This window comes from Bacillus sp. B19-2 (assembly GCF_022832475.1).
GTDB lineage: Bacteria > Bacillota > Bacilli > Bacillales > Bacillaceae > Bacillus > Bacillus paralicheniformis.
Window position 1 is genome coordinate 621,300 of the sequence record NZ_JALHKQ010000002.1, and the last position, 14,555, is coordinate 635,854.

12 protein-coding genes are annotated in these 14,555 nt (G+C 47.5%); 10 read left to right on the forward strand and 2 right to left on the reverse strand.

Translation table 11 applies throughout. From position 1 onward, the window contains the following. Positions 1-97: 97 nt before the first annotated feature. From MST20_RS10255 to MST20_RS10275, 5 genes are all read left to right on the forward strand, one after another. A complete protein-coding gene (locus MST20_RS10255) occupies positions 98-391 on the forward strand; it encodes a DUF5316 domain-containing protein (RefSeq protein ID WP_243941971.1) in 294 nt (97 codons plus the stop codon). 118 nt (positions 392-509) lie between these two features. After that, a complete protein-coding gene (locus MST20_RS10260) occupies positions 510-743 on the forward strand; it encodes a CsbA family protein (protein ID WP_020453089.1) in 234 nt (77 codons plus the stop codon). 183 nt (positions 744-926) lie between these two features. Then, a complete protein-coding gene (uvrB, locus tag MST20_RS10265; protein ID WP_165428201.1) occupies positions 927-2,912 on the forward strand; it encodes an excinuclease ABC subunit UvrB in 1,986 nt (661 codons plus the stop codon). Positions 2,913-2,919: 7 nt separating this feature from the next. Further along, complete coding sequence (gene uvrA / locus MST20_RS10270) at positions 2,920-5,793, forward strand: excinuclease ABC subunit UvrA (RefSeq protein ID WP_165428200.1); 2,874 nt, start codon at positions 2,920-2,922, stop codon at positions 5,791-5,793. A 142-nt stretch (positions 5,794-5,935) separates the two neighbouring features. Continuing rightward, a complete protein-coding gene (locus tag MST20_RS10275; RefSeq protein WP_205689334.1) occupies positions 5,936-6,328 on the forward strand; it encodes a VOC family protein in 393 nt (130 codons plus the stop codon). Here the strand turns inward: MST20_RS10275 and MST20_RS10280 are convergent. Next, the gene (locus MST20_RS10280; protein WP_165428198.1) at positions 6,325-6,555 is read right to left on the reverse strand and encodes a hypothetical protein; all 231 of its coding nucleotides are present in this window, start codon (positions 6,553-6,555) and stop codon (positions 6,325-6,327) included. The genes MST20_RS10275 and MST20_RS10280 overlap by 4 nt on opposite strands. 214 nt (positions 6,556-6,769) lie before the next feature. Between MST20_RS10280 and MST20_RS10285 the strand changes: the two genes are divergently transcribed. The 5 genes from MST20_RS10285 to MST20_RS10305 all read left to right on the forward strand — a co-directional run bounded on the left by MST20_RS10285 (position 6,770) and on the right by MST20_RS10305 (position 12,885). Then, positions 6,770-7,096, forward strand: coding sequence for a DUF4870 domain-containing protein (locus tag MST20_RS10285; protein WP_043926660.1), 327 nt, complete (start codon positions 6,770-6,772; stop codon positions 7,094-7,096). 25 nt (positions 7,097-7,121) lie between these two features. Beyond that, complete coding sequence (locus tag MST20_RS10290) at positions 7,122-8,216, forward strand: DUF4097 family beta strand repeat-containing protein (RefSeq protein ID WP_243941974.1); 1,095 nt, start codon at positions 7,122-7,124, stop codon at positions 8,214-8,216. 4 nt (positions 8,217-8,220) lie between these two features. After that, positions 8,221-8,421, forward strand: coding sequence for a PspC domain-containing protein (locus MST20_RS10295; protein ID WP_145651223.1), 201 nt, complete (start codon positions 8,221-8,223; stop codon positions 8,419-8,421). Continuing rightward, positions 8,418-8,777: a phage holin family protein gene (locus tag MST20_RS10300; protein ID WP_065644276.1), complete on the forward strand. Its 360-nt coding sequence runs from the start codon at positions 8,418-8,420 to the stop codon at positions 8,775-8,777. The genes MST20_RS10295 and MST20_RS10300 overlap by 4 nt, the downstream gene beginning before the upstream one ends. Before the next feature lie 97 nt (positions 8,778-8,874). Then, a complete protein-coding gene (locus tag MST20_RS10305; RefSeq protein WP_243941976.1) occupies positions 8,875-12,885 on the forward strand; it encodes a lamin tail domain-containing metallophosphoesterase family protein in 4,011 nt (1,336 codons plus the stop codon). 16 nt (positions 12,886-12,901) lie between these two features. On the opposite strand, the gene MST20_RS10310 is transcribed toward MST20_RS10305, so the two are convergent. Beyond that, positions 12,902-14,461, reverse strand: coding sequence for an MFS transporter (locus tag MST20_RS10310; RefSeq protein WP_347880863.1), 1,560 nt, complete (start codon positions 14,459-14,461; stop codon positions 12,902-12,904). Positions 14,462-14,555 lie beyond the last annotated feature (94 nt).

A 14,555-nucleotide genomic window follows, 5' to 3' on the forward strand; every position in this document is an offset into this window, starting at 1 on the left:
GGCGCTTTTGCTTTTCCTTTGGGGGAAACTTTTTGGTTGTCTTTTACAAAACGTTCCGCTAGGATGATGGATAGAACTGATTGAAGGAGAATGATTGATGAAAAAGGCTTTTCTCGCCGGTATTTTTGTTTGTTTGATAGCTGTATTGATTTCGGCTGCGGCAGGGGATTGGACGTTGATTTTCAAAGTTTCGGGAGCCGCCGGACTAGGCGCGATTCTGCTGTCTGCTTTATGTTCCGGCGTATTTGTCAGCGGTGACCGGTTCAGGGGAAATCACGATTCGGAAACGAAAGAGCACAGGGAGTGGAACGGCAAACTGGCAAACACGCTCGCCGTTTTTGCCATGCCGAACCTCCTGGCCGCCGGAATTTCGTTCTTTTTCGCCTTTTAACGTCTGATTCCGAATAACGCGGCATGATGATGGACAAAATGAATGAGTGTCCATGTTTGTCCGTTTCTTTGTTCTTTAATATAATCGAATAAGATCAAGAAACGTGAGGAGGGTTTTTGTGTTTACAAAAGCCGTTTTTGCACTGATATTTCCTTTCTTGCTTGTCTTGTTTTTTACAAGGGTGACCTATAACCATTACGTCGGGATTGCGCTGACCGCAGCGCTGTTGTTCGCTTCATATTTAAAAGGTTATACGGAAACCTTTTTTATTGTAGGACTTGATATTGTATCGCTCGTAGCCGGTTCGCTCTATGCGGCGAAAAAGGCGGGCGAAAAGAAGGAAGACTCATAGAAACCGTAAGAATGATTGCCGTGAAGCCCTGCTTTTGATGACAAAAAGGAGGGGTTTTTTGATAGATCAGGAAGGACCGGCTTTTGTGGGAAAACACAGAAACCGAACTTTAGTTCGTATTTTTGCTTCGGGTGTGTTAAAATAATAAGCAGGAAGATTTCGTAAAGAAACGGAGGCTTTTTTGTGAAAGACCGCTTTGAATTAGTCTCGAATTATCAGCCCCAGGGGGATCAGCCGAAAGCGATTGATCAGCTTGTCAAAGGAATTAATGAAGGCAGAAAGCATCAGACGCTTTTGGGGGCGACCGGTACAGGAAAGACGTTTACGATGTCAAACGTGATTAAAGAAGTCAACAAACCGACTCTTGTCATCGCCCACAACAAAACACTCGCCGGACAGCTGTACAGCGAGTTTAAGGAATTTTTCCCAAACAACGCAGTCGAATATTTTGTCAGCTATTATGACTATTACCAGCCTGAAGCTTACGTGCCTCAGACTGATACATTTATCGAAAAAGATGCCAGCATTAACGATGAGATTGATAAATTAAGGCACTCTGCCACTTCTGCTCTTTTTGAACGCAAAGATGTGATCATTGTGGCGAGTGTCTCTTGTATTTACGGCTTGGGTTCTCCTGAGGAATACAGGGAAATGGTGCTCTCGCTCAGAGCGGAAATGGAAATCGAGCGGAATGAGCTGCTCAGAAAGCTCGTTGACATCCAATATGCACGGAATGATATCGACTTTCAGCGCGGAACATTCAGGGTGCGCGGCGATGTCGTCGAGATTTTCCCGGCTTCAAGGGATGAGCACTGCATCCGGGTTGAATTTTTCGGGGACGAAATCGAACGGATCAGGGAAGTGGATGCCCTGACAGGCGAAATTTTAGGGGAGAGGGAACACGTCGCGATCTTCCCGGCTTCCCACTTCGTCACACGGGAAGAAAAGATGAAGAAAGCGATCATAAACATTGAAGAGGAGCTGGAAGAGCGCCTTAAAGCGCTTCGTGAAGAAGGCAAGCTCCTTGAAGCACAGCGTCTGGAACAGCGGACGAGATACGATTTGGAAATGATGCGCGAAATGGGCTTTTGCTCGGGCATCGAAAACTATTCAAGACATTTGACGCTTCGTCCGGCAGGTTCGACTCCATATACGCTGATCGATTACTTTCCGGACGATTTCCTGATGGTCATAGACGAGTCGCATGTCACCATGCCGCAGATCAGAGGAATGTACAACGGAGACCAGGCGAGAAAACAGGTTCTCGTCGATCACGGATTCAGGCTCCCTTCCGCTTTGGATAACCGCCCGCTCAGGTTTGAAGAGTTTGAAAAGCACATTCACAACATCGTGTATGTGTCGGCTACGCCGGGCCCTTATGAACTTGAGCATACGCCTGAAATGGTAGAGCAGATCATCCGGCCGACAGGGCTCCTCGATCCGATCATTGAGGTAAGGCCGATTGAAGGGCAGATCGATGATCTGATCGGAGAAATCCAGCAGAGAATCGAGCGGAATGAACGCGTCCTCGTCACTACGCTGACGAAAAAAATGTCCGAGGATTTGACGGATTATCTGAAGGAAATCGGAATCAAGGTCACGTACCTGCATTCCGAGATTAAAACGCTGGAGCGGATCGAGATTATCCGCGATCTTCGCCTCGGCAAGCATGACGTTCTCATCGGCATCAACCTGCTGAGGGAAGGACTCGATATTCCCGAGGTTTCACTTGTCGCCATCCTTGACGCAGACAAAGAAGGCTTTTTGCGGTCTGAGCGTTCGCTCATCCAAACGATCGGCCGCGCCGCCAGAAATGCCGAAGGCCGCGTGATCATGTATGCCGACAAGATCACCAATTCGATGGAAATCGCAATCAATGAAACGAAGCGCCGCCGCGAACAGCAGGAGGCCTATAATGAAAAACACGGCATTACGCCGAAAACGATCAACAAGAAGATCAGGGACGTCATCCGGGCAACTCATGCTGCTGAAGAGCAGGAAGAATATCAAGTAAAAGAGGAGCCGAAGCTTTCGAAGATGACGAAGAAAGAGCGGGAAAAAGTGATCGCTCAAATGGAAAACGACATGAAGGAAGCCGCAAAAGCGCTTGACTTTGAACGTGCCGCTGAGCTTCGCGACTTGCTCCTAGAGTTAAAATCGGAAGGATGAATAGAGAATGGCAACGAAACGAATTGAGGTGAAAGGTGCAAGGGCCCACAACCTGAAAAATATCGATGTCTCTATTCCGAGGGACCAGCTTGTCGTGCTGACAGGTCTTTCGGGATCAGGGAAATCATCCCTTGCGTTCGATACGATATATGCAGAGGGGCAGCGGCGCTATGTCGAGTCTCTTTCCGCATATGCCCGCCAGTTTTTAGGACAGATGGACAAACCCGACGTCGATGCGATCGAAGGTCTGTCGCCGGCGATCAGCATCGACCAGAAAACGACGAGCCGGAACCCCCGGTCGACAGTCGGAACGGTGACGGAAATCTACGATTATCTCCGGCTGCTGTTTGCCAGAATCGGAAAGCCGGTCTGCCCGGTTCACGGCATTGAAATTACCTCGCAAACGATCGAACAGATGACGGACAGAATTTTGGAATATCCCGAGCGCACGAAGCTCCAGGTGCTCGCGCCGATCGTCTCGGGAAGAAAAGGTTCGCACGTGAAAGTGCTCGATCAAATCAGAAAACAAGGCTATGTGAGAGTCCGGATCGACGGCGAAATGAACGATCTCTCAGAAGACATCGAGCTTGAAAAGAATAAAAAGCATTCGATTGAAGTCGTCGTCGACCGTATCGTCATAAAAGAAGGCGTAACAGCCCGTCTCACAGACTCGCTCGAAACGGCGCTCCGCCTCGGTGAAGGCCGCGTGATCATCGATGTGATCGGACAGGAAGAGCTGCTTTTCAGCGAACATCATGCCTGTCCGCATTGCGGTTTTTCAATCGGCGAGCTGGAGCCGAGAATGTTCTCTTTCAACAGCCCGTTCGGCGCGTGTCCAAGCTGCGACGGCCTCGGGTCCAAGCTGGAAGTCGATATAGAGCTCGTCATTCCAAACGATGAGCTGTCGCTAAAGGAAAATGCGATTGCACCTTGGGAACCGCAGAGCTCCCAGTATTATCCGAAGCTGCTTGAAGCGGTATGCAGCCATTATGGAATCGATATGGATGTTCCGGTCAGGGAGCTGCCGAAGCACCAGCTTGAAAAGATCCTTTACGGCAGCGGAGACGAGCAGATTTACTTCAGATATGAAAACGACTTCGGACAGGTCCGGGAAAACTACATTGAATTCGAAGGCGTCATCCGCAATATCGAAAGGCGCTATAAAGAAACGAGCTCGGATTACGTTCGGGAACTGATGGAAAAATACATGGCCAATCAGCCGTGCCCTTCATGCAAAGGCTACCGTCTGAAAAAGGAATCCCTCGCCGTGCTGATAAACGGCCTTCACATCGGCAAGATAACCGAAATGTCGGTTTCTAACGCCCTTCAATTTTTCCGTGAACTTGAACTTTCGGAAAAAGACATGAAGATCGCCAACCTCATTTTGCGGGAGATTGAAGAGCGCCTTGGATTTTTGAACAATGTCGGGCTTGACTATTTGACGCTCAGCCGCGCAGCCGGCACTCTGTCGGGAGGAGAAGCGCAGCGGATCAGGCTTGCAACGCAAATCGGCTCAAGGCTGACCGGTGTCCTCTACATCCTTGATGAGCCGTCAATCGGTCTTCATCAGCGCGATAACGACCGCTTGATTGATACGCTCAAAAATATGAGGGATATCGGAAACACCTTGATCGTCGTCGAGCATGACGAGGATACGATGCTTGCCGCCGATTATTTAATTGATATCGGACCCGGCGCGGGCGTACACGGGGGAGAAGTGATCTCCGCCGGAACACCGGAAGAAGTGATGAACGATGATCAATCGCTGACAGGGCAGTACCTCTCAGGGAAAAAATTCATTCCTCTTCCTGCCGAGAGAAGGAAGCCTGACAACCGTTTTATCGAGGTAAAAGGCGCAAAGGAAAACAACTTGAAAAATGTTTCCGTGAAGTTTCCGCTCGGCGTGTTCACAGCTGTCACCGGGGTATCGGGATCAGGGAAAAGCACGCTCGTCAATGAAATTCTCCACAAAACGCTGGCTCAGAAGCTGCATCGGGCGAAGGCAAAACCGGGAGAGTACAAAGAAATAAAAGGAATCGAGCACCTCGATAAAGTGATCGACATCGACCAGTCTCCGATCGGCCGGACGCCAAGGTCAAACCCGGCCACATATACCGGCGTGTTCGATGATATCCGTGACGTGTTTGCCCAGACGAATGAAGCGAAAGTCAGAGGATACAAAAAAGGGCGCTTCAGCTTTAACGTCAAAGGCGGACGCTGTGAAGCCTGTAAAGGCGACGGAATTATCAAAATCGAAATGCACTTCCTGCCAGATGTATACGTTCCTTGTGAGGTTTGCCACGGAAAGAGGTACAACCGTGAAACGCTTCAGGTCACATACAAAGGTAAAAACATTTCTGATGTGCTTGAGATGACAGTCGAAAATGCCGTTCAATTTTTTGAGAACATCCCGAAAATCAAGCGCAAGCTGCAGACCCTCTATGATGTCGGTCTTGGCTATATTACGCTCGGACAGCCGGCTACAACGCTTTCCGGGGGAGAAGCGCAGCGGGTCAAATTGGCATCTGAACTTCATCGACGTTCAACGGGAAGATCACTTTATATCTTGGACGAGCCGACGACAGGACTGCATGTCGATGATATCGCAAGGCTTTTAGCCGTTCTGCAGCGCCTGGTCGATAACGGAGATACCGTGCTTGTAATCGAACACAATCTCGATATTATAAAAGCAGCTGATTATTTGATCGATTTGGGTCCTGAAGGCGGAGACGGCGGGGGGACGATCGTGGCCTCCGGGCCGCCCGAAGAAGTCATGAAAGTCGAAGGGTCATATACCGGCCGCTATTTAAAACCGATCATTGAACGCGACAAAAACAGAATGAAAAAGCGGCTTCAAGAAAAAGAAGCTGTCAAACCGTAAAAAAACATGCTGCCGATGTCACGTCGGCAGCTTTTTCAATGGCCGAATGATCAGCGGCAAGCTTTGTTCAAAAGATTTTCATTGCTCTTTTATTCAATAGCTGTTATAACGTAAAAAACAAACCATAAAGGGGGATGGGGTGATGAAGATCGATCGGATGGATCATCTGGTTCTGACGGTAAAAGACATTGATGCGACATGCGAATTTTACAGCCGTGTGTTGGGAATGGATGCGGTCACTTTTAGAGAAGGAAGAAAAGCGCTGACATTCGGCAGGCAAAAAATAAACCTCCACGAAGCCGGAAAAGAATTTGAGCCGAAGGCACAGCACCCGGTGCCGGGCTCCCTGGACCTGTGTTTCATCACAAATACAGGCATTGATGATGTGATCCGTCATCTGAAAGGGCTGTCCATTCAGATTGAAGAAGGCCCCGCAGAGCGGACAGGCGCTGAAGGACCGATCATTTCGGTTTATATCAGAGATCCCGACGGAAATCTGCTTGAAATATCAAACGAACTTCATGAGAACGTTTAACGTTCAGTCCGGCTGATGTGTTTGGCCGATTCAATCATACTGTTTAAAATGTGTGTGCTGCTGCTGTTCAGCAGAACCTTTAAATAGCGGATTTCGCTGGAAAGCGGAGGAGCGGAATTGATCGCTTCCAATCGGTTCACGATCTCCTGATTCATCCTTTTTTGTTCTTGAATCAGACTAAGAAGCTGGGAGGCGGATGAGGCGTGTACTTCCGATTTCTGTTTCATAACGCTCGCTCCTTTTCATTGGCTTTGCCACATATTTTAAAGGGTTATAAAAAAAGAATCTATTCATAAAATCTAAAAAAATCAATTCGCGAAGTTTGACGCACGCCGATCGAATGAAAATGAAACTTAAAGGCCATGATACACGTAAACTGAGTATAAGGTCACTGTACATTAGACTCACAAGAACGCTTTACATCGATAAGGAGTGTTTTGTATGACGAGAAACAACGCACTGATTTCTGCAATTTGTTATTTTAGCGTTTTTTTTGCCCCGCTTATTTTGCCAATCGCTGCGTATTTTATAACAGATGATCAAGAAACAAAAAAGCATGCGATGCGTTCGCTTATTTCGCATATTATTCCGTTTATAAGCGTAGTCATATTGGCAGCAGGCGCAATCAGCGGTACGCTTATCTTTAATGATGGCGGTTATTTGGCGGTCATTTTCATGATCGGAGGTTTCGTTTTTTTCGGGATCATCAGTTTGATTATTGTGGTCTGGAACGTTGTCCAAGGGATTAAAATGCTGACTCAGGCCTAAAAGAAGGAGAACGGGGGAGCTTTTCATGAAACAGGAGAAAGAGCGAATTTTAAAATTGGTCGAGGAAGGTAAGCTGTCTGCGAAAGAGGCGCTGATCCTGATCGAAAAACTTGAAGAAGACTACAGGGAAACAGAGAGCAAGGTGACAGCTCTGTCTGAAAATGTCATTGATTCGGAGGACTTCTACAGCGAAAAGAAAAAAGAACCGAAGCCTTCGATCGGTTCCAAACTGTTCGAATGGATTGATACCGCTGTAAAAAAAGTGAAAGAAGCAGACCTGGATTTGAATTTTGGGCACTCGTTCGAGGTTCAGCATATATTTCAGTTCAAAGACTCCGATTTTTCGACTCTGGATATTCAGCTTGCCAACGGCAGCGTCAACCTTGTACCATGGAGCGATTCCGACATCAGAGTCGAATGCCAGGCAAAAGTGTACCGCGCCGAAAATCAGGATGAAGCAAGGCAGGCTTTTCTTCAGCATATCGACTGCGGTGTGGAAGGCGATAAGTTCACGATCCGTACGGAGAAAAAAACAATGAAGACCAACCTTACCGTCTATATACCGGACAAAGAGTACGGCAAAATCCGCTTTAAGCTGTTTAACGGCCCGGTCAGAGGGGAACATTTAAACGTAAAAGAGCTGTCCGCCAAAACGACGAACGGCGTGCTGTCGTTCTCTGCTCTCACGGCAGGAAAAGCTTCATTGGAAACTGCAAATGGACAAATCAAACTCGCCGACCATACTTGCGGAGAGATTGAAGCGGAAACCATCAATGGATTGATCGATCTTAAAGGTTCATGCGATGCGCTTGACCTGCAGAGCTTTAACGGCAATATTGCTGCAACAGTCAAAAATCCGCACTGCCGGACGGCATATGTGAAAACAACGACTGGAAGCGTAGAGCTGAATGTTCCCCGGGACTGCGCTGTAACAGCGGAGCTGAAAAGCAATCTCGGTTCTCTGTCTCATGATCTGCCAGATGCGGAAATTTTAAAAGAAAAAAACGAGACAATCCAGAAAGAAATGTATCTAAAAGCAAATCAAAATCATGATCATAGCATGACTGTTTTTTTGGAATCGAAGACAGGATCGATCCATTTAAACCATACACAGGAGTGATACAATGAAAAGGCTATTTCGATCCGAAACAGACAGAAAGATTGCCGGGGTCGTCGGGGGTCTTGCTGAGTATTTAAATATGGATGCGTCGTTGCTGAGAATCATTACGGTTCTATTATTTATATTTTCGACCGGATTTCCCGTCCTGCTGATTTATATAGTTTGGGTATTCCTAGTGCCGAATGAAGGGGAAGTCGACAGATGATGAAATGGATCATAAACGTTCTTGTCAATGCCTTATTATTAATCGTCATTGCCGGTTACTTTGATGCGGTTCACGTCAGAAGCATCGGGGCAGCCATTACGGCAAGCGTGATTTTGTCGATCTTAAATATGTTTGTGAAGCCGGTGCTCGTGATTTTGACGCTGCCTGTCACAGTGATTACGTTAGGTTTATTTTTGTTTATCATCAATGCGATTACTCTTTATATGACCGCGTCCATTATGGGGGACAGTTTTGACCTTGACGGCTTTGGGACAGCCATTTTTGCGTCGATCGTCCTGTCGGTTTTCCACTTGCTCATTCAAAAAGCAATTATCGAACCGATGTCCAAAAAATAAACTGAAGTCTGATGAATCATCAGGCTTCTTTTTTTTGCACGGATGTCTCTTTCATAAAAATGATCTGTAAAGGCAAAATACGAAAGGGAGGTAGACGATGAAAAAGTACAGAAATCGCCAAACCCTTTTGTTTCTGGCCGCAGTTTTGCTTTTTGCCTTACAGATGCCGATTTCGTCCGCGGCGGGAAAAGAACACATTCAGCCTGGTTCACCAGCCATCAGGCATACTTCTGTTGAACAAGTAAAAAAAGGAGACGACTTGTATTTTTCCGCGGAGGCGGCCGCCGACACGGTCATTCTGTATTACAAGCAGCATGACGAATTGCCGTATCGGGCGATTCCGATGGAAGTGGAGCCGGGCAAACAGAACGGCTATATTGCCAAATTGGAAAGCGAATCCATAGCATCCGACAAAGTCCAGTATTACATTGAAGCTCAAGCCGGTCGTTCCTCTGTGAAGACGGATGTGTATACTGTCACCCTGAAAGGCATGCGTACGGATACACAAAAGCTTCCGGAACTATTGATCACGGAAATGGCTGTCGACACGTCAAACACCGGTGCAAAGGACGGCTATGAATTTATTGAAGTTTATAACAATACCAATAAAGCTGTTCATCTGAACAGCTACAAAATGAAATACAGACATCCTGAAAAGGGCAAGGAATCAGACACCACCTGGCCTTTTGAACACGATGATGTGATGATTCCTTCCGGTCAAACACACGTGTTTTGGGTAAAAAACCGCTCAAACGGGCATTTGACGGAAGATGACTTCAATCAGCATTACGGTGTTCACCTTCGTGAAGGCAAAACGCTTTCTGTTCTCAAAGGGAGCGGCATGGCGAATACCGGGCCGAGGGAAGTGATCATCTGCACAAACAGCGGGGAAGAGGTCGCATCCGCCCGTTATCAAAGCGAGCCGGATAAAACCGATGTCACTAAAAATAAAGCGCTTCTTTATCGATATCCGCTGGACGGAACGAAGCATATGAAAATGATATCGGCCGGGGAAGAAAAACCGTCTCCTGGTTCGCTCCTGAAGGCGCAGGTTCCTTCACAGACGGTGACGGTTATGCCCGACAGAGAAAAGCCGGAGATCCATGATATGACGGATCATCAAGCGGTAAAACCGGGTGAAACGATCCAGCTCTTAGCTGACATGAAAGACAATCGGCAAGTGAAACAGGCGCAGTTTTTCTACCGTATGAATGATGATGAGCCGTTTACTGAAGTCCGTGTTGAAAAAAGCCGCAATGACGGCCTGTACCGTCACAATATCTATTTTGCCGAGCTCATTGGCAAAGAAAAAGTGGAGTACTATATGCGGGCTGGCGATGGATCAAACGTTACCGCGACTGAAAAGAAAACGATACCGCTTGATCAGCGGATTTTGAAGGGGCTCAGGCTGAATGTAAGCGAAGGCGGAACCGTTTCCGGAAAAATGCTGCTGAAAGCCACATCAGAAAAGCCGCCTTCTGAAACGACAATTCGGATTGACGGAATTGAACAAAAAAAAGGTGAATCGGCGCTTGAAAAAAAAGCCTACTTTGCCTTCGATGTCAATCAAACAAATCTGTATTTTAAAAATGCTGTAACGATCGGCAGGAGGGTTCAAAAAGTTTTTGACGATTCGCGCCGCCGGTATACGACGATTACGGTTCCGGTTTCTCCGGAGGAATTTAAAAAAGGAAAGCCGTTTGCGATTAAAGTTCGTTCAGGCACAAAGTCAACCCCATTTGAACAGTCTGCAGAAGAAAACAGGGATGATTTTGTCCTCAAGAACCCCCGCCTTATCTTAGCGGATGGAACCATCATCCGCGATGAGCGGTATGACGATCCGAAAGCCGAGCTTCCGGCCGGAGACGGTCCAGGGGCGCGCGAATGGTATGAATTCCGTTTTTCGATTCCGGAAGCCAAGTTTACATCGCTTGCCAATCAATGGCATACACGCGCCTGGGATGAAGGGCCGCACATCGTTGAAGCGGAAAATGGCGAAGAAAGGCTCATCCGCAGGGTGACGGTCGATAACACAGGCCCTGAGATCAAAACGTCATTAAAAGACGGCAGGACGTATAAAGGTTCGTTTAAGATCAATGCGGCCGCACACGATAAATGGAGCGGTGTGAAAAGCATAAAAGCCGTTCTTGACGGCAAAAAAATAGCGCTTCCCTATTTTATATCTTCTGCCGGCCTGGATGCGGGAAAGCACGAACTGAAAATAAAAGCGGAGGACAGCGCCGGCAACCTGTCAATCGTGAAAAAGGCATTTTATATTAAAGAGGAAAAGCCGGACAAGCCCGCCCAAGTCAAAAATGCCCCCGGCAGCACACAGGCTAAGCTGGCCGTCCGCGTCAAGGACCCGACAAAAGATAAGATGAAAGTGTCATTCCATCAAGGGTTTCAGTACACTGTAAAAGACGTAGAGCATGTTGATGTGTCAGCGAACGAAAGCGTGACGGAACCTCCGCAAAGCTTTGCGGTCAGCGGGGAAAAGGCGCTGACAAAAGAAGAGCGCAGCAGCATGTCCGCACTTGACGGAAAAGGTTTTGAAACGTCATCAACAACAAAGTTTCCGTACCATCGCTTTGATGTCAAAGTGGATGAAAATACGGGGCCGAACGACAAGGTGGAAGTGCTGTGGCGCGGGAGTTCGCTTCCGGGCAGAAAAGTCTCCATGTTCGCCTGGAATTGGACCAGCAAAAGATGGGAGACGCTGACATTCCATGTTGCAAAGGATGACAAACCTTTTACCCTCAAAGGAAGCATAAAAGCTGCCGATTATGTCCGACAATCCAAGGCGAGCATCATCATTCAGGATCAAATTCAGCTTTCGCAACATGACTATACATTTGTGTGGATGTCTGATACGCAATATTATTCGGAAAGCTATCCGCACATTTTTGAACGTCAGGTCAAGTGGATCGCCGAACAAAAGGACAAGCTGAACATTCAGTACGTCTTTCATACGGGGGATCTTGTGGATGAAGCGGATCAGCCGCTACAATGGAAGCGTGCCGACCAGTTCATGAAAGTTCTCGACGACAATCAAGTTCCTTACGGCGTGCTGGCGGGCAACCACGATGTCAGCCATAAAGATCGGTCTTATTTGAAATTCGGCAAGTACTTCGGGGAAAGACGTTTTAAACAAAAACCGCATTTCGGCGGGTCTTATCAGAATAACAAAGGGCATTACGACCTCATTTCCAGCGGAGGAAACGACTATATCATGGTGTCGATGGGGTGGGGAATCGGAAAAAAAGAACTGCAGTGGATAGATGATGTTCTGAAACGCCATCCCGACCGAAAAGCGATTTTGTCATTTCACGAGTTTTTGCTTGTTAGCGGAAGCAGAAGTCCAATCGGGGAGAAAATATTTGAACAGATCATCAAGCGGAATCCGAATGTGATCGCCGTGTTGAGCGGCCACTATCACAGCTCCAACTTAAAAGTCGATAAGCTTGATGATAACGGGGACGGCAAGCCGGATCGCAAAGTGTATCAAATGCTGGCCGACTATCAGGGCGGTCCTGAAGGAGGCCAAGGTTATTTAAGAATTCTTCATGTGGATCCGAAGCATGACACGATCCATGTCAAAACGTATTCGCCATATCTTGACGACTATAATTTTTATGATCCGCACCAATTCGGCCCGAAAGACGAGTTCAACATCAAAACAGATCTGAAACCGCGGAAGAAAAAGGTTAAAACCGATTATTTTGAGCTGAATGTCTTTTCGAACAAGGAAATTGGGAAAGCAAAAACGGTGAAAAGCGGGAAGACGGCTTCAGTGACATGGAAGGATTTACAGCCGAATACAACCTATTTCTGGTACGCCGCAGCTTCTGATCAATACGGCGGCAAAAGCAGGTCTCAGATGTGGAAATTGACGACAACAGATGACGGCATGAAATCCTTTTTAATAGACCAAACAGCCGGGCCGGCATCAGCCCGGCGGCAATTGTCGGGGAGCCTTCCGCCGGCCGGCATGATGTTAAAGCAAGCGACACTTGAGCCGTCAAGTATAAAAAATCTCCCAATTGCTGTAATCGGCTTTTGGCTGGCGGCGGTATTCATTTGTGAACGTAAAAAGCATTTGTTTTCCTAAGGGGAGCAAATGCTTTTTAGTTTGTCACATCTTTTTCCAGATGGATTGCCGTGTCGGTTTGTTTTTTTCTATAAAGCGATAAAATGCTGACAGAAGCGATGACGGCAAGGGAAAGAACGGCGGTTGTGAAGTAGAGGTTGAAAAATCCCGTTCCCACACTTTCATGGATCGCTTCGCTTATGATGTCCTTGACTTTTGGGTCGGGAATCTGGCTGAGTGACTCGTTCAGACGCGATACGTCCGTCTCGCCGCCTGTAAATTCTTTTAAAGGCGTCCCTGTATCATTCAGTTTTTGTTTGATATGTGTGCCAATATTTTCGTAGCCGGCCGTTATATATCCTGCATACAACGCGGGCGCCAAGGTCATCCCCATCTGCCTGACGAGCGATAATGTGCCGAGCGCTGTCCCGTAATCCTGTTTTGCTGCCTCTGATACAAGCATATTTAACGGCGCGCCTAACAGAAAACCAAAACCGACCCCTGCGATAATGCTTGCCAAAACAAATTCCCACTTCTCTGTCACCCAGACGGATAAGAGTAAAAACCCGGCGAACGAAATGATTCCCGAAAGCCATGCCGCCTTTACCGGTCCTTTTCGATCGGCGAGCATTCCGCCGAGCCCTGCTCCCATTCCCGAAGCCAGCGCCAGAGGCGTCATCCAATACCCCGCTTTTTCAGGAGCGACATGCAAATATTGTTCCGCATATGCAGGAATGAAAATAACGGCTGCCAAGAGTCCGCCGGATAAAAATCCGATAAAAAGCGTCCATTGAAACACCTTGTTTTTTAATAAGCTGTAGGCAAGTATCGGATCGCCGCCTTTCAGTTCTACGCGTTTTTCGTAAAAGATGAGTCCCGCAAACAGCGCGCAGCCGATCAGAAGAAAACAGTATACTTTTGGGTCGGACAGGGCGGCAGACATGTGCTGTCCGTTTAGATTCGTTATTCCGTACATCACAGCTAAAATCGCAAGAGACAACAGCACAGTTCCGGCCAGATCGAGCGGCTTCTGTGTTCCGCCTTTTGTTTCCTTCATCAATGGAACGCTGAGAATGATCAGCGCTGCTGCAATCGGAAGGTTGATCAAAAACAGCCAGTGCCAGCTTCCGGTCATATCCAAAATAAAGCTGCCGATATTCGGACCGAGTACTGCCGCGATCCCATTCATCGCACCTAAAAGCCCCAGTGCGGTTCCCTGTTTTTCTTTAGGCAGCGCAGTGAGAATATGCGAGCTTCCGATAATGAAGATTCCGCCGCCGCCAAGCGACTGAATCAGCCTCGCCAATAAAAACATCGGGAAGTTTTGGCTCAATGCAACCAGCAGCGAACCGGCGCCAAACAGCAAGACTTCGATGATAAACAGCTTTTTTCGTCCATACCGGTCAGACAGCTTTCCGACGATCGGGACGCTGACTGCCAAACCGAGCGTATAAAGCGTGATGCCCCAAGCTCCCCATGAGGGGGATACTTGAAACGAATCGTTGATTGTCGTCAGTGCGGCTGAAATGATGCCATTGTCTAAAGCAGCCATAAACACGCCGATCGTAAATAATAAAACGGCCCACTTTTGGTTCACACCATTTATCCTCCTTTTTTATTAATTAAAAATTAATAATTCACTTTGAGTGAACTATTTTAATCATCCTTAAAAAAACACGTTTTGTCAAAAG

Excerpts from the sequence above, each read along its gene's own strand:
- MST20_RS10255 (WP_243941971.1), top strand. The coding sequence starts at position 98 with ATGAAAAAGGCTTTTCTCGCCGGTATTTTTGTTTGTTTGATAGCTGTA.
- uvrA (WP_165428200.1), top strand. The coding sequence starts at position 2,920 with ATGGCAACGAAACGAATTGAGGTGAAAGGTGCAAGGGCCCACAACCTG.
- MST20_RS10275 (WP_205689334.1), top strand. The coding sequence starts at position 5,936 with ATGAAGATCGATCGGATGGATCATCTGGTTCTGACGGTAAAAGACATT.
- MST20_RS10280 (WP_165428198.1), bottom strand. The coding sequence starts at position 6,555 with ATGAAACAGAAATCGGAAGTACACGCCTCATCCGCCTCCCAGCTTCTT.
- MST20_RS10285 (WP_043926660.1), top strand. The coding sequence starts at position 6,770 with ATGACGAGAAACAACGCACTGATTTCTGCAATTTGTTATTTTAGCGTT.
- MST20_RS10290 (WP_243941974.1), top strand. The coding sequence starts at position 7,122 with ATGAAACAGGAGAAAGAGCGAATTTTAAAATTGGTCGAGGAAGGTAAG.
- MST20_RS10295 (WP_145651223.1), top strand. The coding sequence starts at position 8,221 with ATGAAAAGGCTATTTCGATCCGAAACAGACAGAAAGATTGCCGGGGTC.
- MST20_RS10300 (WP_065644276.1), top strand. The coding sequence starts at position 8,418 with ATGATGAAATGGATCATAAACGTTCTTGTCAATGCCTTATTATTAATC.
- MST20_RS10305 (WP_243941976.1), top strand. The coding sequence starts at position 8,875 with ATGAAAAAGTACAGAAATCGCCAAACCCTTTTGTTTCTGGCCGCAGTT.